Consider the following 17404-nt stretch of genomic DNA (forward strand, 5'->3'; position numbering starts at 1 on the left):
AAAAGGCCCGCGAGTCAGACTCGGCGGGCCTTTTGCGTGGGCGCAGGTTTTACATCGACAGAATCAGGCGCCCGGCGAACAGGATCAGAATCACCCCCATCGTCCGTTCAAACCAATGCCCCATGCGCATGAACAGCACGCGCACCCGGGTGCTGGAAAAGAACAGCGCGACGATCACAAACCACACCGCATTCACAAAACACATCCAGACCCCATACAGCGCCTGGATGTTCAGCGGTGTTGTGGCGCTGATGATGGTGGTGAAAATCGCCAGGAAAAACAGCGTCGCCTTGGGGTTGGTCGCGTTGGTCAGAAACCCGGTGGTGAAGGCCTTCAACAGCGTTTGTTCGACGACGGGTTCGTCCGGGACTTTATCGCCCTCAAGCGTGGATTTTGGTTTGCTGCGTAGCAAGCTGATCCCGAGGTACAAAATGTAGGCGCCGCCCACGACCTTGGCCACGGTCAACAGCCACGGTGTGGTATGCATCAGGGCGCCGACCCCGAGCAGGGTGTAAAGCACGTGCACGGAAATCCCCGCGCCGATACCCAGCGCCGTGCAGATGCCCACCAACCGGCCGAAACGCACGCTCTGGCGGATGGTCACGGCAAAGTCCGGCCCGGGTGCGACCACGGCCAGGAAGTGAATGGTTGCCAGCGCCAGGAACTCGCCCAAGTAATTCGAAAGCATCTCAACTCCAGAAGGTAAGGGGTGAAGCATTGCCGCGGTAGCCGACAAAGAATGAAAGGCTCAATCGCGGATCCGCCACGCCCGGTGTCACCGAGTGCATACAGCGCGAATTGAACATGATGAAATCGCCCGGCTCGGGGCGTATCTCCAAGGTCGGAGGGCCGAGCAAGGCCGGGTCGATGCCGTAGCTGTCGCCGCGCATCTCGTCGAACCGGTCCGGCGAAATGTCGTCGTCCCACATCTGCAGTGCGCCGCCCTCGGTCGGCATGTTCAGGTAAACGTTGCAGGCAAACTGGGCTTCCAGGCTTCTGGCCTGGTAACTGTCGGGGGCGTCCTTGGCGAAAATGTCGTGGTGGGCAAGAAAACAAACGCCCGGTTTCACCACCCGCGACAGGCCGACATACATCTTGCGACCGTAGAGGTTCTCCAGGTGCGCGCCTGCCGGCCAGGATTCGTCGAGCATGCAGCGCAGGGTGTCGACCGGGGACGAATAGGGCGCGCACCGGTTACGCAATTCCGCAATGTTGCGGGTGGCGCGTTCGAAGTAGTCCTCGATCAGCAGCGGCTGGTTTTCCGCTTCATAAAACGCCATGCCAATGCGGCCGATGCTTGGCGCATTGATATAGCCTTCGAAACCGGGGGCGAGGATCTTGTCGCCAATCTGAATCGCCAGCGGCTGGGGCAGCAAGCCTTTGACGCGGATGGCGAGGACTTCTTCATTGGCCAGTTTTTTTATGCACGTCTCATCGAGACGCTCGACGTCAAGCATCATGTCTTAGGTCCATCTATCAGATAGTCAACAGAACCCGCGAGCGCAGGCTCCCCCGGCGTCGGGCGATGACGGTGCCGTCATCGCCCAAATGCTCAGTCCACGGTGTAGTGGACTGACAGCGTTCCCTTCTTCAAGGAAAGGGAGGCGATCGTGACCGTGGCCAATTCCTTCAGGCTACGTACATGGGTGCCGCCGCAGCCGTAGGCGGGCAGTGCCCCGAAACCGATTTCCCGGGCGCCTTCGCGCAATGACGTCAGGCGCGGAAAATCCTCGGCAATCCACTGTTCAATGCCGAGTTGAACGGTTTGGGCGTCGACGTCCTGTGCACTTTCCAGTGCTTTGAACTGCACCCGCCCTTCACCCGGCCAGTGATGCGCCTTGATCGGCATCCAGCCCTTGGCCTGGACGAAGTGACCGATCAGATGCCCGGCTGAATGCATGCGCGTATTGAACTGGCGTCGCTCGCCGTCCACGCGAATCTGGGTCATGCCGGGTTTTACCGGTCGGTCGACGAAATGAATGATCCGCTCAGGATCCTGGATTACCCGCAGGACCTGGCTATCGCCAATTGAGCCGGTATCAAAGGGCTGTCCGCCACCTTGTGGGTGGAACAGCGTGGCGCGCAGCACCACCGCAAATTCGTTTTCGTGGGGCGTGCAATCCAGGACTTCCACATTAGCCTTGAGGTCATCACTATGGAAAAAGAGGCGAAGCGTCATATTCCATGCCCTTATTAAAGTTTCTATTTTTATTATATGAAGCGTGGAATTGCGTGATAATCCGTTCAAACATCAAAGGACTGTTGCGCTGTGAGCATAAATCTTCCACTGCCGCTGCTTGGGGAAATGGCGATTTTCGTCAAGGTTGTCGAGACCGGCAGCTTTTCCGAGGCGGCCCGCCAACTGGGTTCTTCACCTTCGGCGGTCAGTCGCAGCATTTCGCGGCTGGAGAAGGCGCTGGCCACGCGCCTGCTGCAACGAACCACGCGCAAATTACGCTTGAGCGACGGTGGCGAAGAAGTGTTCAAGCGTTGCCAGGAAATGGTCAGCGCGGCCAAGTCGGTGATGGAAATCAGCGGGCAGTTCACTGACGAAGCCGAAGGGTTGGTGCGTCTGAGCGTTCCAAAAGCGGTGGGAAGAATTGTGATTCACCCGCACATGCCGGAGTTTTTACGCCGCTATCCCAAAGTGGATGTAGAACTGATGCTTGAAGATCGCCAGGTCGATTTGATCGATGATCACGTCGACCTGGCGATTCGCATCACCGATCGGCCACCTTCGGGGCTGGTGGGGCGGCAGTTGCTGACGATCGACCATTTGCTCTGTGCGACACCGCAATATTTGGCCGAACACGGGACGCCGACGCACCCCCATGACTTGCTCAATCACAGTTGTATCTACCTGGGTGAAACCCCAAGCGATGCGCGCTGGAAATTCAAGAAAGGCAGCAAATCGGTGACTGTCGGTGTGCGCGGGCGATATGCCGCCAATCATACTGGCGTACGGTTTGGAGCGGTGTTGCAGCACATCGGCATTGGCAGCCTGCCGTATTTCACGGCGCGGCGGGCCTTGGAGAAGGGGGTGATGGTGCAAGTGCTGCCGGACTGGACCTTTCTGGCCTCCTACCACGGCGGGGCCTGGTTGCTGCATTCGCCCACTCGGTACCTGCCTCCCAAAATACGGGTATTGATTGATTACTTGGTGGAGTGTCTGGAGAAGGAGCCGACGTTGGGCAAGCCCGGTAAGTCGAGCAGTCTGGTGATGGGCGTATCGGAGTATGAGCTGCCCGAGAGTGACGGCTTGTTTTGATCGCACAAAAAAGGCCCGCATGTTCAACCATGCGGGCCTTTTGTGTAACTGGTCGGAAATCAGTGCTTGCTTTCGTCGTTCGACATCGCCAGCAGCTGCTTTTCCTGGTTCCAGTCAAACGGTTCGTCGTTCTGTTCAGCTTCGAAGCGACGTTCTTCCAGCGCCTGATACAGATCGATTTCATCATCGGGCATGTAATGCAGGCAGTCACCGGCGAAGTACCACAGCAGGTCGCGCGGAACCAGGTGGGCAATTTGCGGGTAGCGGGTGATTACCTGGCAGAGAATGTCCTGGCCCAGGTATTGGCTTTCGATCGGATCGACCGGCAGCAACGCACGCAATTCATCGAAGCGCTCCAGGAACAAGGCATGGCTTTCTTCGGGAACCTGTTCGGCCTCACCCACGGCGACCAGGATGCTGCGCAAGTGGTCAAGCAAGACGAGATGGTCGGCAACGACGTTGGACACGAGATAAGTCCTCAAGAGCAAAACGGGCGCGGGAGTATAAAGCCCCTGCGCCCGTTTTGCATGGGGGCACTGGATCAGCGGACCTTTCCGGGTGCCAGTGCCAGTTCTTCTTTGTCAAAATCATCGACGTCGATCACCTTGCGTCGTGCCGCTTCGGCGGCCCGCAGGGTTTGCGCTTCCGTTGCCTGCAATACTCCCGCCTCCAGCGCGGCATCGATGACGTGTTCCCCGGCGGCCGGTTTGACCTGGCCACTTTTGAGCGCGATGTGCAGTTTTTTCTGCAGCGGCTGCGCAGCGTTCAACAAATTGCAGGCGTGTTGCAAAGCACCGACGGCGTCCTCGGCCGATTGCGGACGGTAGCAACCGCCCAGCAGCTCTTCGAGCGTCGGGTCGCCCTTGGCGCGACCAATCACGGCAGCCACTTCGGCGCCGAGTTTGTCCGATGGCCCTTTGTGTCGACGGCCGAACGGGAACACGATCACCCGCAACAGGCAACCCAGTACCTTGTTCGGGAAGTTGGTCAGCAGTTCATCCAGTGCCCGTTCCGACTGACCAAGGCTTTCCTCCATGGCCCAGGTAAACAGCGGCGCCATGTGCTCTGGTGAATCGAGATCGTGGTAACGCTTGAGGGCGGCAGAGGCGAGGTACAGGTTGCTGAGTACATCCCCGAGGCGTGCAGACAGGCGTTCGCGGCGTTTCAGTTCACCGCCCAACAGCATCATGCTCAGGTCCGCCAGCATGGCGAACGCTGCGGCCTGACGGTTGAGTGCGCGGAAGTAGCCCTGGCTGAGCGTGTTGCCCGGCGTGTGCTCGAAGTGCCCGAAACCGAGGTTCAGCACCAACGTGCTGGCGGCGTTGCTCACGGCAAAACCAATGTGTTTGAGCAGCAGGCCATCGAACTCGGTAAGGGCCTGGTCCTTGTCTTCACGACCGGCGAGGGCCATTTCCTTGAGTACGAACGGATGGCAGCGAATGGCACCCTGGCCGAAGATCATCAGGTTGCGCGAAAGAATGTTCGCGCCTTCCACGGTGATGAAAATCGGCGCGCCATTCCAGCTGCGACCGAGGTAGTTGTTCGGTCCCATGATGATGGCTTTACCGCCGTGAACGTCCATCGCGTGGCTGATGCACTCGCGACCGCGTTCGGTAAGGTGATACTTGAGAATCGCCGAGAGCACCGACGGTTTCTCACCCAGGTCCACCGCGTTGGCAGTCAACATGCGCGCCGCGTCCATCATCCAGGCGTTGCCGCCGATGCGCGCCATGGCTTCCTGAATCCCTTCGAACGCCGACAATGGAACGTTGAATTGCTCGCGAACCTGAGCGTACTGCCCCGTCACCAGACTGGTGAACTTGGCCGCGCCGGTGCCGACTGCCGGCAACGAAATCGAACGCCCGACCGACAGGCAATTCATCAGCATCATCCAGCCCTTGCCGAGCATTTCCTGGCCGCCGATGAGGAAATCGAGCGGCACGAACACGTCCTTGCCGGAGTTCGGGCCGTTCATGAACGCGGCCCCCAGCGGCAGGTGACGGCGGCCGATTTCAACACCGGCCGTGTCGGTTGGAATCAGCGCCAGGCTGATGCCCAGGTCTTCCTTGTCTCCCAGCAAGTGGTCCGGGTCATAGGCCTTGAAGGCGAGGCCGAGCAGGGTCGCCACCGGGCCTAAGGTGATGTAACGCTTTTCCCAGTTCAGGCGCAGGCCGAGGGTTTCCTTGCCTTCCCATTCACCTTTGCAGATCACCCCGGTGTCGGGCATTGCCCCGGCGTCGGAACCGGCCAGCGGACCGGTCAACGCGAAGCACGGAATGTCGTCACCACGGGCCAGCCTTGGCAGGTAATGATTGCGTTGTTCATCGGTGCCGTAATGCAGCAGCAGTTCGGCCGGGCCGAGGGAATTGGGGACCATCACGGTGGACGCAAGATCGCCGCTGCGGGTCGCCAGTTTCATCGCGACCTGTGAGTGGGCGTAGGCGGAGAAGCCCTTGCCGCCAAATTCCTTGGGAATGATCAGCGCGAAGAAGCCGTTTTCCTTGATGTGTGTCCAGGCTTCAGCGGGCAGGTCCATGTCTTGCCCGATCTGCCAGTCGGTGACCATGGCGCAGAGTTCCTCGGTCGGGCCGTCGATGAAAGCCTGTTCCTCCTCAGTCAGTTGGGCTTTTGGATAGGACAGCAATTTGTCCCAGTCCGGACGGCCGCTGAACAATTCGCCGTCCCACCATACGGTGCCGGCGTCGATGGCGTCGCGTTCGGTTTGCGACATCGGCGGCAGGGTTTTCTGGAACCAGCTGAACAGCGGCGCGCTGAAGAACTTGCGACGCAGGTCGGGCAGCAGCAAGGGGGCCGCAACGGCTGCAATCAACACCCAGAACACCAGCAGCAGCCAACCCGGCGCGTGGCTGAAAGCGCCCATCGCGACGATGTAGACGGCAATAATGCACAGGGCGGGCAGGGGGGCGGTGCGACGATGGGCTAACCAGGCTATCCCGACAATCAGAACCAGTATCCACAACAGCAGCATATTTAATCCTCCGTGAACCAGGGTAAAACCAACCTTCAGAGCTTAGACGGCATCCGCCAAACAGGGTGGTCAGAGCGAGGTGATTGAAATCGTGGGAAACCTTGGGCGAGATTTGTAGGCTCGGTTGGCAACACGCTCGGGAATTCGTTCGTTTCCTACGCGACAATACGCGCATGTTTGGCCGAAACGTCGTTATCTCTGTGCTGAGCCTGTCGCTAGACTCGGGGCTTCCCCAGGAGATTGATCTCATGCACGAGTACTTGAGTCCCGGCCGCTTCATCGATAGTGACCACCCCTCGGTGGTGGAGTTCGCCGAAAAACACCGCGGCAGTGGTCGCGATCCGCTTGAGCAGGCAATCAACCTCTACTACGCGGTGCGCGAGGCCGTGCGTTACAACCCCTACACGTTCAGCCGCAACCCAGAGACCTTGCGCGGCAGTTATGCGCTGGCCGCCGGGGAAAGCTATTGCGTGCCCAAAGCCACGTTGTTGGCCGGTGCCGCACGACATTGCGGGATCCCTGCGCGCATCGGCCTGGCGGACGTGCGCAATCACCTGTCGACCCCGCGCTTGCTCGAACTGCTGAAAAGCGATGTGTTCGCCATGCACGGCTACACCGAGCTGTATCTGAACGACCGCTGGGTCAAGGCCACGCCGGCCTTCAACCAGCAACTCTGTGAATTGTTCAATGTTGCGCCGCTGGAATTCGACGGGATCAACGACAGTGTCTTTCATCCGTTCAATCGCGATGGCGCGCAGTTGATGGAGTACCTGGTCGATCACGGCCAGTTCACCGACGTGCCGGAAGCCTTCTTTTTCGAGCACCTGGAAAAGTGCTATCCACACTTGTTCAGCGACACACTGCCGGCCCTGCTGGGGGATATGCAGAGCGATTTGAGTCGCGCCTGATCCGGCGTATGCTGCCTGCCCACTTATCGAAAAAGAGGCGGTCATGCTGAAGATCTGGGGTCGTAAAAACTCGTCGAATGTCAGAAAGCCTTTGTGGGCCGCCGAAGAGCTGGGGCTGGCCTACGAGGCCATCGATGCGGGCGGCGCCTTTGGTGTCGTCGATACACCGGAGTACCGGGCGATGAACCCCAACGGTCGCATTCCGGTGATCGAGGATGACGGCTTTGTCCTGTGGGAATCCAATGCCATCGTGCGTTACTTGATGGCCCGATATGCCGACGGCAGCGCCTGGTATCCGGCGGATGTAAAAGCTCGCGCCACGGCCGACAAGTGGATGGACTGGACCACTTCAAGCCTCGCCGGCCCGTTCCGCACCGTATTCTGGGGCGTGATGCGTACTTCGGCAGACAAGCAGGACTGGTCGGCCATCAACGCCGCAATCAAAGAATGCACTGAGCTGCTGTCGATGGCCGATCAAGCGTTGTCGATCAAGCCTTACCTGTCCGGTGATGAAATCGGCATGGGCGATATTCCGCTCGGCAGTTTTATTTATGCCTGGTTCGAGATGCCGATCGAGCGCGCGCCGCAGCCGCACCTCGAAGCCTGGTATGCCCGGTTGAAACAGCGTCCGGCGTATCAAAAAGCCGTTATGACCGCGTTGAGTTAATACTCACTATCGACACACTTGACTGTACTTGTGTGGCGGCGACAAGCACCATTGCGCTCATGTGCCGTGGTTGCTCCAGTCGCCGCAGGCCGTCTTTTATCCCTTTCTTCCTTCTTGGTGCGTAATCCGATATGAGTTCCGCTCTGTCCATCCGGCAGCTAACCAAAACCTACGGCAACGGTTTCCAGGCCCTGAGTGGTATCGATCTGGACGTTGCCGAAGGTGACTTCTTCGCCCTGCTCGGCCCTAACGGCGCGGGCAAATCCACGACCATCGGCATTCTCTCGACCCTGGTGAACAAGACCAGCGGAACGGTGAATATCTTCGGTCACGACCTGGACAAGGAGCCGGCGGCGCTCAAGCGTTGCATCGGCGTGGTGCCCCAGGAATTCAACTTCAACCAGTTTGAAAAGACTTTCGACATCGTCGTCACCCAGGCTGGTTACTACGGCATCCCGCCGAAAATCGCCAAGGAACGCGCCGAGCAATACCTGACCCAACTGGGGCTGTGGGACAAACGCGATGTGCCGTCGCGTTCACTGTCCGGCGGCATGAAGCGTCGACTGATGATCGCCCGTGCGCTGGTCCACGAACCGCGTCTGCTGATCCTCGACGAACCGACGGCGGGTGTGGACATTGAACTGCGTCGCTCGATGTGGACCTTCCTCACCGAGCTGAACCAGAAAGGCATCACCATCATCCTCACCACGCACTACCTGGAAGAGGCTGAGCAGTTGTGCCGCAACATCGGCATCATCGACCACGGCACTATTGTCGAAAACACCAGCATGAAACAGTTGCTCAGCCAACTGCATGTGGAAACCTTCCTGCTCGACATCAAAAACACGTTGACCAGTGCGCCGCAGTTACTCGGCTACCCGACCCGACTGCTCGATGGTCACACGCTGGAAGTCCAGGTCGACAAGGCCATGGGCATCACCGCGCTGTTTACTCAACTGGCGCAGCAAAACATCGAAGTGCTGAGCCTGCGCAACAAAACCAATCGCCTCGAGGAGTTGTTCGTGTCCCTGGTGGAGAAAAATCTGTCGAAGGTGGCGGTATGAGTTCCGAGCTGCAGCCCAACCTCGTTGCCCTCAATACCATCGTTTACCGTGAGGTCCGGCGTTTTACCCGGATCTGGCCGCAGACGCTGCTGCCGCCGGCCATCACCATGGTTTTGTATTTCGTGATCTTCGGCAATCTGATCGGCAAGCAGATTGGTGGCATGGGTGGCTTCACCTACATGGAGTACATCGTGCCGGGGCTGATCATGATGTCGGTGATCACCAACTCCTATGGCAACGTGGTCTCGAGTTTCTTCGGCAGCAAGTTCCAGCGTTCCATCGAGGAACTGATGGTGTCGCCAGTGTCGCCGCATACGATTCTGATCGGCTATACCCTGGGCGGCGTGTTGCGCGGGCTGATGGTCGGGATCATCGTGACGATACTGTCGCTGTTCTTCACCGATTTGCAGGTGCATCACCTGGGCGTGACCATTCTGGTGGTGGTACTGACGGCGACGATCTTTTCGCTGCTGGGCTTCATCAACGCCGTGTTTGCACGCAACTTCGATGACATCTCGATCATCCCGACCTTCGTGCTGACACCGCTGACTTACCTGGGCGGGGTGTTTTACTCGATCTCCCTGTTGCCACCGTTCTGGCAGACCGTGTCCCTGGCGAACCCGGTGTTGCACATGGTCAACGCGTTCCGATACGGCATTCTTGGGGTTTCGGACATTAAGATCAGCATCGCAATCACCTTTATGCTGGTGGCGACGATTGTGTTGTATGTCGGTTGCGCACGGTTGCTGGTCAGTGGGCGCGGGATGCGTACCTGATTCAAGACCGCCAGCACAAACACCGCATGAAAAAACGGCCTCCAACAATGGAGGCCGTTTTGCATTCCTACATCCGGCTTTTCTTGCGCCGCTTCCACTGCCGCGCCACCCACCACCGCCAGTACGTCATGGTCAGGAAATAGGCGAGAGCCCCCAACACCAACCCTGTCACCACCGAACCCAGCAAAAACGGTTGCCATAACGTCGACAATTCGCTGCTGACCCATTCCCAGGACAAAGAGTCGGGCAACTGGCGAGTGGGCACATCCAACAGCCAGGCCCCGGTCTGGTACGTGCAGAAAAACACCGCCGGCATGGTGATCGGGTTGGTCAGCCAGACCAGGCTCACCGCAATCGGCATGTTGCCTCGCACCATGATCGCCAGCACCGCAGCCAGGAGCATTTGCAACGGGATCGGTAGAAACGCCGCGAACAGGCCAACCGCCATCGCGCGGGCCACGGAGTGACGGTTGAGGTGCCAGAGGTTGGGGTCATGCAGCAGGGTGCCGAGAAAGCGTAAGGATTTGTGTTCCCTGATGCTGGTCGGGTCTGGCATGTAGCGTTTGAACAAGCGCCGGGGCATAAGGCTTCTCGGTCGGTTAAGGCGGCAAGTATGTCTGGATTCTACGAACCGCCCATTCAGACTTTGTGACAATTGATAACGGCGCCGGTGCGGTTGGCCGGCTATGCCTAGGTGGGGACTCTCAAGGATGAGTGTATGCGCACAGGGATGTTGGCGCTCGCGCTGGGTTTGTTGGCCCTGCGTTTTTTGCCGGTTTTACCGCCGGTCTGGTTTTGGATGTGGCTGCCACTGTCGGGTTTGATGCTGCTGCCGTTTCGGACGTATCCGTTGGCGTTTTTCCTGTTCGGCTTCAGTTGGGCGTGCGCGAATGCGCAGTGGGCGCTGGATGATCGGCTGCTACAAAAACTCGACGGCGAAACCCGTTGGGTTGAAGGGCGGGTGACGGGGCTGGCGCAAAATGCCGACGGCGTGGTGCGATTCGAACTGACGGACAGTCAATCCAGGCGAACGAAGCTGCCCAGGCGTTTGCGCCTGGCCTGGTATGGCGGGCCGCCGGTCAGCAGCGGCGAACGCTGGCGACTGGCGGTCAAATTGAAGCGTCCTGCCGGGCTGCTCAATCCGCATGCCTTCGATTACGACGCCTGGCTGCTGGCTCAACGCATCGGTGCGATCGGCACGGTCAAGGACGGTGAGCGACTCGCCGAAGCCCGATGGGCCTGGCGTGACGGTATCCGCCAGCGTTTACTCGCGGTCGATGCCCAAGGCCGAACCGCCGCGTTGACCGCGCTGGTACTGGGCGATGGCGCCGGGCTGAGCCGTGAGGAGTGGCAGGTGCTGCAAGACACCGGCACGGTGCATCTGCTGGTGATTTCCGGGCAGCACATCGGAATGTTGGCGGGGCTGGTCTACCTGCTGATCGCCGGGTTGGCGCGGTTTGGCCTCTGGCCAGGCCGTTTACCGTGGCTGCCATGGGCCTGCGGGCTGGCGTTCTCGGCGGCGCTGGCTTACGGGCTGCTGGCCGGCTTCGACGTTCCGGTGCAACGCGCCTGCGTGATGATCGGTCTGGTGCTGCTATGGCGGCTGCGCTTTCGTCACCTCGGCGCCTGGTGGCCGCTGTTGCTGGCGCTCAATGGTGTTTTGCTGCTGGATCCGTTGGCCAGCCTGCAGCCGGGTTTCTGGTTGTCCTTCGCCGCCGTGGGGGTGTTGATCTTCACCTTTGGCGGGCGGCTGGGCCCCTGGCGATGGTGGCAAACCTGGACGCGGGCTCAATGGCTGATCGCGATCGGCCTGTGCCCGTTGCTGCTGGTGCTCGGCTTGCCGATCAGCCTCAGCGGGCCGGTGGTCAATCTGCTGGCAGTGCCCTGGATCAGCCTGGTGGTCTTACCGCCCGCCTTGCTCGGGACATTGTTGTTGCTCGTCCCTTATGTGGGCGAAGGCTTGCTATGGCTGGCGGGCGGTTTGATCGACGGGATGTTCTGGGCGCTGACAATGATGGCCGGGCATTTGCCGGCGTGGGTGCCGGTGGCGATCCCGTGGTGGTGTTGGGCACTGGGTACATTGGGCGCCGTCCTGCTGTTGTTGCCGCGAGGCGTGCCTCTACGCCCATTAGGATGGCCGCTGCTGTTGTTGCTGGTGTTCCCGCTTCGGCCGTTGTTGCCGGAAGGCAGGGCCGATGTCTGGCAACTGGACGTCGGTCAAGGCTTGGCCATTCTGGTGCGGACCCGACATCACACGCTGCTGTATGACGCAGGGCCGCGTTTCGGCGATCTGGACATGGGGGAGCGGGTGGTGCTGCCGTCGTTACGCAAACTCGGGGTAAGGGGCCTCGACCTGATGCTGATCAGTCACGCCGATGCCGATCACGCAGGCGGAGCGCGAGCCGTGAGCAATGGCCTGCCGGTCAAGCAGATACTCAGTGGCGATCCCGAGGGTTTACCTGACGCACTGCAAGCCCAAGGCTGTGAAAGTGGCCGGCAATGGACTTGGGACGGTGTGAATTTCCAATTGTGGCAATGGACGTCAGCCCAGGACCGCAATCAGAAATCCTGCGTCTTGCAAATAGAAGCCAGCGGCGAACGACTGTTGCTGACCGGTGATATCGACACCGCTGCCGAACGGGTCTTGTTGGAGAGTTCGCTGGCGGTGGCCACCGATTGGTTGCAGTCACCGCATCACGGCAGCCGCAGTTCCTCGTCAATGGTTCTTTTGAACGTGTTGCAACCCAAGGCCGTATTGATCTCTCGTGGCCAGGGCAATTCCTTTGGCCATCCGCACCCCACGGTCGTGGCGCGTTATCAAAAACGCGGCATGGCGATTTACGACAGTGCCGAGCACGGTGCCATTCAACTGCAACTGGGGTGTTTCCAGCCACCGTGGACGATGCGTCTGGACCGGCGTTTCTGGCGCGATCCACCGCCGGTCAATAAATAGCCGAGAGTTATTAAAGCCCGACCGGATGCGACATCACGGTCTTCGGTGCGCCGACCCCCTATGTTAGAGTGGCGCACTTTTTCGAGGGGACTGTCACTGTGTGGGAATTGGTCAAATCCGGCGGCTGGATGATGCTGCCGATCATTCTGAGTTCCATCGCGGCCATGGCCATCGTCGCCGAGCGCCTGTGGACCCTGCGCGCCAGCCGTGTGACCCCCGAGCACTTGCTCGGCCAGGTCTGGGTCTGGATCAAAGACAAACAGCTCAATAAAGAAAAACTCAAGGAACTGCGCGCCAACTCGCCGTTGGGCGAAATCCTGGCGGCGGGCCTGGCCAACTCCAAGCATGGTCGCGAGATCATGAAAGAGTGCATCGAAGAGGCCGCCGCCCGGGTCATCCATGAACTGGAGCGTTACATCAACGCCTTGGGCACCATCGCCGCCATGGCCCCGTTGCTGGGATTGTTGGGGACGGTGCTGGGTATGATCGATATCTTCAGCGCGTTCATGGGCACAGGCATGGGCACCAACGCCGCGGTGCTCGCCGGCGGCATTTCCAAAGCCTTGATCACCACGGCTGCGGGCCTGATGGTTGGTATCCCGTCGGTGTTCTTCCATCGTTTCCTGCAACGCCGGATCGATGAACTGGTGGTGGGCATGGAGCAGGAAGCGATCAAACTGGTCGAGGTGGTGCAGGGTGACCGTGATGTGGACCTGACCGAGGGCCGAGCGTGAAATTCCGCCGCAAGCCGCGGGAAACGGTAGACATCAACCTCGCGTCGCTGATCGACGTGGTGTTCATCCTGCTGCTGTTTTTCGTTGTCACGACCACGTTTACCCGTGAAACCCAGTTGCGCGTCGACTTGCCGGAAGCGGTCAGTGGTTCGCCAGCTGAGGATCAGCAGGTCAAGCAACTGGACATCGGTATCAACGCCGAAGGCGTGTTCTCGGTGAACAATCGAGTCCTGCCCAAGAGCGACCTGGCAACGGTGATGGAAGCGCTGCAAAAAGAGTCCAACGGCGACACTAATCTGCCGCTGTCCATCAGCGCTGACGGCAAGACGCAGCATCAGTCTGTCATTACCGCCATGGACGCCGCCGGCAAGCTCGGTTTCAGCCACTTGCGCATGACCACTGTCGAGGCGGCGCCGCCCGCGCATTGATGGCCATGTCTGATCGCTTGCTCGCCGCGTGGTACGAAGGTCATCCGGCCCTGAAGCTGCTGCAGCCACTGGAGTGGCTGTATCGGCGGGTGGTCATGAACAAGCGCAAGCGTTTCCTCGCGGGTGAGGGCGAGATCTATCAACCGCCCGTGCCGCTGATCGTGGTCGGCAATATCACCGTGGGCGGTACCGGCAAGACGCCGCTGATCCTGTGGATGATCGAGCATTGCCAGCGCAGTGGCTTGCGGGTGGGCGTGGTCAGTCGTGGTTACGGCGCCAAGCCGCCGCAGCTACCCTGGCGGGTCAAAGCCGACCAACGTGCCGAAGTGTCGGGTGATGAACCGTTGTTGATCGTCCAGCGTACCGGCGTGCCGTTGATGATCGACCCGGACCGCAGCCGCGCGGTAGAAGCACTGCTGGCGAGCGAGCCGCTGGACCTGATCCTCTCCGATGACGGCATGCAGCATTACCGTCTGGCCCGCGACCTTGAACTGGTGCTGATCGACGCCGCCCGAGGCCTGGGCAACCAGCGTTGCCTGCCAGCCGGGCCGTTGCGTGAGCCAGTCGAACGCCTGCAAAGCGTCGACGCGGTGCTCTACAACGGCGCCGCGGAGGATCGCGACGGCGGGTTTGCCTTCCAGTTGCAACCGACCGCCCTGATCAACTTGCGCAGCGGTGAACGACGTCCTCTCGATCACTTCCCCGCAGGTCAGGCGGTGCACGCCGTAGCCGGGATCGGCAATCCGCAGCGTTTCTTCACCACCCTCGAAACGCTACACTGCAAACCTGTCCCGCATGCGTTTGCCGACCACGCCGAATACAGCGTGCAGGCCTTGAATTTCACACCGTCATTGCCGTTGGTGATGACTGAAAAGGACGCGGTGAAGTGCCGTGCCTTCGCCGCCGCCGATTGGTGGTACCTGGCGGTCGATGCTGCGCCATCGCCGGCCTTCGTGGCCTGGTTCGATACGCAGCTGATGCGCCTGTTGCCGGCTCGTCTTTTGCCTTAACTCCGTTTTTATCCAGGGAATGCTCATGGACACCAAATTGCTCGACATCCTCGCTTGCCCGGTCTGCAAAGGCCCACTCAAGCTCAGCGCCGACAAGACCGAGCTGATCAGCAAGGGCGCCGGCCTCGCGTACCCGATTCGCGATGGCATCCCGGTGATGCTCGAAACCGAAGCCCGCACCCTGACCACCGACGAGCGTCTGGATAAATGACCACAGCCTTTACCGTTGTCATTCCATCGCGTTATGCCTCGACCCGTTTGCCGGGCAAACCGCTGCTGCTGATCGCCGGCAAGCCGATGATCCAGCATGTCTGGGAACAGGCGAGCAAAAGCAGCGCCCAGCGCGTGGTGGTTGCCACTGACGATGCGCGCATCGTCGAGGCGTGCAACGGCTTCGGCGCCGAAGTGGTGCTGACCCGCGAAGACCACAATTCCGGCACCGACCGTCTGGCCGAAGTCGCCGCGAAGCTGGGCCTGGCGCCTGACGCCATCGTGGTCAACGTCCAGGGTGACGAGCCGCTGATTCCGCCGAGCGTGATCGATCAGGTCGCGGCTAACCTCGCGGCCCATACCGAAGCGCGCATGGCCACCCTCGCGGAGCCGATCGAAGACGTAGACACCCTGTTCAACCCCAACGTGGTCAAGGTCGTCAGTGACCTAAATGGTCTGGCGCTGACCTTCAGTCGCTCGACCTTGCCGTGGGCGCGGGACGCGTTTGCCAAAAGCCGCGAGCAACTGCCGGAAGGCGTGCCGTATCGTCGCCACATTGGCATTTATGCCTACCGCGCCGGTTTCCTGCATGACTTCGTCAGCTGGGGCCCGTGCTGGCTGGAAAACACCGAATCCCTGGAACAGCTGCGTGCCCTGTGGCACGGCGTACGGATTCACGTCGCCGACGCGTCGATCGCACCACCCACCGGGGTCGACACCGTTGAAGACCTTGAGCGCGTTCGTCGCCTGCTGGAGGCCTGATGCGCGTTCTGTTCGTGTGCCTGGGTAACATCTGCCGTTCTCCAACGGCCGAAGGTGTGCTGCGGCACAAACTGCGCGAAGCGGGGCTGGCCGATCAGATTGAGGTCGCCTCCGCCGGCACCGGTGACTGGCACGTCGGCAAGGCGCCGGACAAACGCAGCCAGGCTGCGGCCAAACTGCGTGGCTACGACCTGTCCGCCCAGCGCGCCCAGCAAGTCACCCGCGCCGATTTCGCCACTTACGACCTGATCCTGGCGATGGACAACAGCAACCTGCGGCACCTCAAGGCCTTGCAGCCGGCCAAGGGCAAGGCCGAGCTGGACCTGTTCCTGCGCCGCTACCAGTCGGAGCTCGATGAAGTGCCGGATCCGTATTACGACGGCGACCAGGGCTTCGAGCAGGTGCTGGACCTGATCGAGCGCGCCAGTGACTTGCTGGTGATCGAATTGAAGGGACGGTTATGAGTTTGCAGGTTCAATCACAGGTTTCGCTCAAGCCGTTCAACAGCTTTGGTGTCGACGTTCAGGCTCGCCTGTTCGCCGAGGCCCATAGCGATTCTGACGTGCGTGAGGCCCTGGCCTACGCCGCACAGCATGACGTTCCGTTGTTGGTGATTGGCGGCGGCAGCAATCTGCTGCTGACCGCCGATATCCAGTCGCTGGTGCTGCGCATGGCCACGCGCGGAATTCGCATCCTCAGTGATGATGGCAGCAAAGTCGTGATCGAAGCCGAGGCTGGCGAGCCGTGGCATCCGTTCGTGCAACACACCCTGGCGCAGGGTTTGTCGGGCCTGGAAAACCTCAGCCTGATCCCCGGCACCGTCGGTGCGGCGCCGATGCAGAACATCGGTGCGTACGGGGTCGAGATCAAGGACGTGTTTGCCGGCCTGACCGCGCTGGATCGCCAGACTGGCGAGCTGCGGGACTTCACCTTGGCCGAGTGCAACTTTGCTTACCGCGACAGCCTGTTCAAGCAGGAGCCGGGACGCTGGCTGATCCTGCGCGTTCGTTTCACCCTCGACCGTGCGGCGCACTTGCATCTGGAATACGGCCCGGTGCGCCAGCGCCTGACCGAGCAAGGCATCGAGCACCCGACGGCCACGGATGTCAGCCAGGCGATTTGCAGCATCCGCAATGAAAAGCTGCCGGACCCGGCGGTGCTGGGCAATGCCGGCAGCTTCTTCAAAAACCCGTTGGTGCCAGCGGCGCTGGTCGCCCAACTCAGGGGCGAATACCCGGATCTGGTGGCGTATGCGCAGCCCGACGGGCAAATGAAACTGGCCGCAGGCTGGTTGATCGAGCGGGCGGGGTGGAAAGGTTTCCGCGACGAGGATGCCGGCGTGCATAAGTTACAGGCGCTGGTGCTGGTCAATTACGGCGGTGCCACGGGCCTGCAATTGCTCAACCTGGCGCAGCGAATCCGGAAAGACATTTCGGACCGTTTCCATGTCGATCTGGAAATGGAGCCCAACCAGTATTGAAGCTAAGCTTTCAGGACTGATCTCAAAGCCCTGCACACTTCCACTGTGCAGGGCTTTTTTGTTAATGCTGGGTTAACTTAGCCACCTAACGATGCAAGCATTTGCTCCATCAAAGGCCCGGTGCAGACGTTCCCGTCGCATAAGAGAGCCTCTTT

Annotated in this window: 19 protein-coding genes; 13 read left to right on the plus strand and 6 right to left on the minus strand. The window is 60.3% G+C overall.

Features of this window, described 5'->3' with window-relative positions; genetic code table 11:
* Positions 1-49 precede the first annotated feature (49 nt).
* The 3 genes from H8F22_RS21905 to H8F22_RS21915 form a co-directional block, all read right to left on the minus strand.
* A complete protein-coding gene (locus H8F22_RS21905) occupies positions 50-688 on the minus strand; it encodes a LysE family translocator (protein WP_027924012.1) in 639 nt (212 codons plus the stop codon).
* 1 nt (position 689) lies between these two features.
* Positions 690-1460, minus strand: coding sequence for a 2OG-Fe(II) oxygenase (locus tag H8F22_RS21910; RefSeq protein ID WP_027924013.1), 771 nt, complete (start codon positions 1458-1460; stop codon positions 690-692).
* A 92-nt stretch (positions 1461-1552) separates the two neighbouring features.
* Positions 1553-2179, minus strand: a complete 627-nt coding sequence (locus H8F22_RS21915; protein WP_027924014.1) for a serine-tRNA(Ala) deacylase AlaX — start codon at positions 2177-2179, stop codon at positions 1553-1555.
* 90 nt (positions 2180-2269) lie between these two features.
* Between H8F22_RS21915 and H8F22_RS21920 the strand changes: the two genes are divergently transcribed.
* On the plus strand, positions 2270-3268 hold the full coding sequence (locus tag H8F22_RS21920; RefSeq protein WP_027924015.1) for a LysR family transcriptional regulator: 999 nt from the start codon (positions 2270-2272) through the stop codon (positions 3266-3268).
* A 59-nt stretch (positions 3269-3327) separates the two neighbouring features.
* On the opposite strand, the gene H8F22_RS21925 is transcribed toward H8F22_RS21920, so the two are convergent.
* Entirely contained in the window at positions 3328-3735 is a 408-nt protein-coding gene (locus H8F22_RS21925) for a PA2817 family protein (RefSeq protein ID WP_059182330.1), read from the minus strand.
* Between the two features lie 74 nt (positions 3736-3809).
* On the minus strand, positions 3810-6257 hold the full coding sequence (locus H8F22_RS21930) for an acyl-CoA dehydrogenase (RefSeq protein WP_194940676.1): 2448 nt from the start codon (positions 6255-6257) through the stop codon (positions 3810-3812).
* Between the two features lie 248 nt (positions 6258-6505).
* On the opposite strand from H8F22_RS21930, the gene H8F22_RS21935 reads away from it, so the two are divergent.
* The 4 genes from H8F22_RS21935 to H8F22_RS21950 all read left to right on the plus strand — a co-directional run bounded on the left by H8F22_RS21935 (position 6506) and on the right by H8F22_RS21950 (position 9672).
* Positions 6506-7165 carry a transglutaminase-like domain-containing protein gene (locus H8F22_RS21935; RefSeq protein ID WP_027924018.1) on the plus strand — a complete coding sequence of 220 codons (660 nt, stop codon included), beginning with the start codon at positions 6506-6508 and terminating at the stop codon, positions 7163-7165.
* 43 nt (positions 7166-7208) lie between these two features.
* The gene (locus tag H8F22_RS21940; RefSeq protein WP_027924019.1) at positions 7209-7832 is read left to right on the plus strand and encodes a glutathione S-transferase family protein; all 624 of its coding nucleotides are present in this window, start codon (positions 7209-7211) and stop codon (positions 7830-7832) included.
* 131 nt (positions 7833-7963) lie between these two features.
* Entirely contained in the window at positions 7964-8896 is a 933-nt protein-coding gene (locus tag H8F22_RS21945; protein ID WP_027924020.1) for an ABC transporter ATP-binding protein, read from the plus strand.
* Positions 8893-9672, plus strand: coding sequence for an ABC transporter permease (locus tag H8F22_RS21950; protein ID WP_027924021.1), 780 nt, complete (start codon positions 8893-8895; stop codon positions 9670-9672). The genes H8F22_RS21945 and H8F22_RS21950 overlap by 4 nt, the downstream gene beginning before the upstream one ends.
* Positions 9673-9739: 67 nt before the next feature.
* Here the strand turns inward: H8F22_RS21950 and H8F22_RS21955 are convergent, their stop codons facing one another.
* Positions 9740-10255 (minus strand): DUF2062 domain-containing protein, encoded by a 516-nt coding sequence (locus tag H8F22_RS21955; RefSeq protein WP_027924022.1) that lies wholly within the window; start codon positions 10253-10255, stop codon positions 9740-9742.
* 135 nt (positions 10256-10390) lie between these two features.
* Between H8F22_RS21955 and H8F22_RS21960 the strand changes: the two genes are divergently transcribed.
* The 8 genes from H8F22_RS21960 to murB all read left to right on the plus strand — a co-directional run bounded on the left by H8F22_RS21960 (position 10391) and on the right by murB (position 17249).
* On the plus strand, positions 10391-12625 hold the full coding sequence (locus H8F22_RS21960) for a DNA internalization-related competence protein ComEC/Rec2 (protein ID WP_194940677.1): 2235 nt from the start codon (positions 10391-10393) through the stop codon (positions 12623-12625).
* Between the two features lie 98 nt (positions 12626-12723).
* Positions 12724-13359 (plus strand): MotA/TolQ/ExbB proton channel family protein, encoded by a 636-nt coding sequence (locus tag H8F22_RS21965; protein WP_027924024.1) that lies wholly within the window; start codon positions 12724-12726, stop codon positions 13357-13359.
* Positions 13356-13787 (plus strand): ExbD/TolR family protein, encoded by a 432-nt coding sequence (locus H8F22_RS21970; RefSeq protein WP_027924025.1) that lies wholly within the window; start codon positions 13356-13358, stop codon positions 13785-13787. Before H8F22_RS21965 ends, H8F22_RS21970 begins: the two co-directional genes overlap by 4 nt.
* Positions 13787-14797 carry a tetraacyldisaccharide 4'-kinase gene (lpxK, locus tag H8F22_RS21975; RefSeq protein ID WP_194940678.1) on the plus strand — a complete coding sequence of 337 codons (1011 nt, stop codon included), beginning with the start codon at positions 13787-13789 and terminating at the stop codon, positions 14795-14797. The genes H8F22_RS21970 and lpxK overlap by 1 nt, the downstream gene beginning before the upstream one ends.
* A gap of 25 nt (positions 14798-14822) precedes the next feature.
* On the plus strand, positions 14823-15008 hold the full coding sequence (locus H8F22_RS21980; RefSeq protein ID WP_007945752.1) for a Trm112 family protein: 186 nt from the start codon (positions 14823-14825) through the stop codon (positions 15006-15008).
* Positions 15005-15769 (plus strand): 3-deoxy-manno-octulosonate cytidylyltransferase, encoded by a 765-nt coding sequence (gene kdsB, locus H8F22_RS21985; protein ID WP_027924027.1) that lies wholly within the window; start codon positions 15005-15007, stop codon positions 15767-15769. The genes H8F22_RS21980 and kdsB overlap by 4 nt, the downstream gene beginning before the upstream one ends.
* Positions 15769-16233, plus strand: a complete 465-nt coding sequence (locus H8F22_RS21990; RefSeq protein WP_027924028.1) for a low molecular weight protein-tyrosine-phosphatase — start codon at positions 15769-15771, stop codon at positions 16231-16233. The genes kdsB and H8F22_RS21990 overlap by 1 nt, the downstream gene beginning before the upstream one ends.
* A complete protein-coding gene (gene murB, locus H8F22_RS21995) occupies positions 16230-17249 on the plus strand; it encodes a UDP-N-acetylmuramate dehydrogenase (RefSeq protein WP_059182337.1) in 1020 nt (339 codons plus the stop codon). Before H8F22_RS21990 ends, murB begins: the two co-directional genes overlap by 4 nt.
* The last annotated feature ends 155 nt before the right edge of the window (positions 17250-17404 follow it).

Origin of the sequence: Pseudomonas mucoides, assembly GCF_015461845.1 — a bacterium.
Lineage (GTDB): Bacteria > Pseudomonadota > Gammaproteobacteria > Pseudomonadales > Pseudomonadaceae > Aquipseudomonas > Aquipseudomonas mucoides.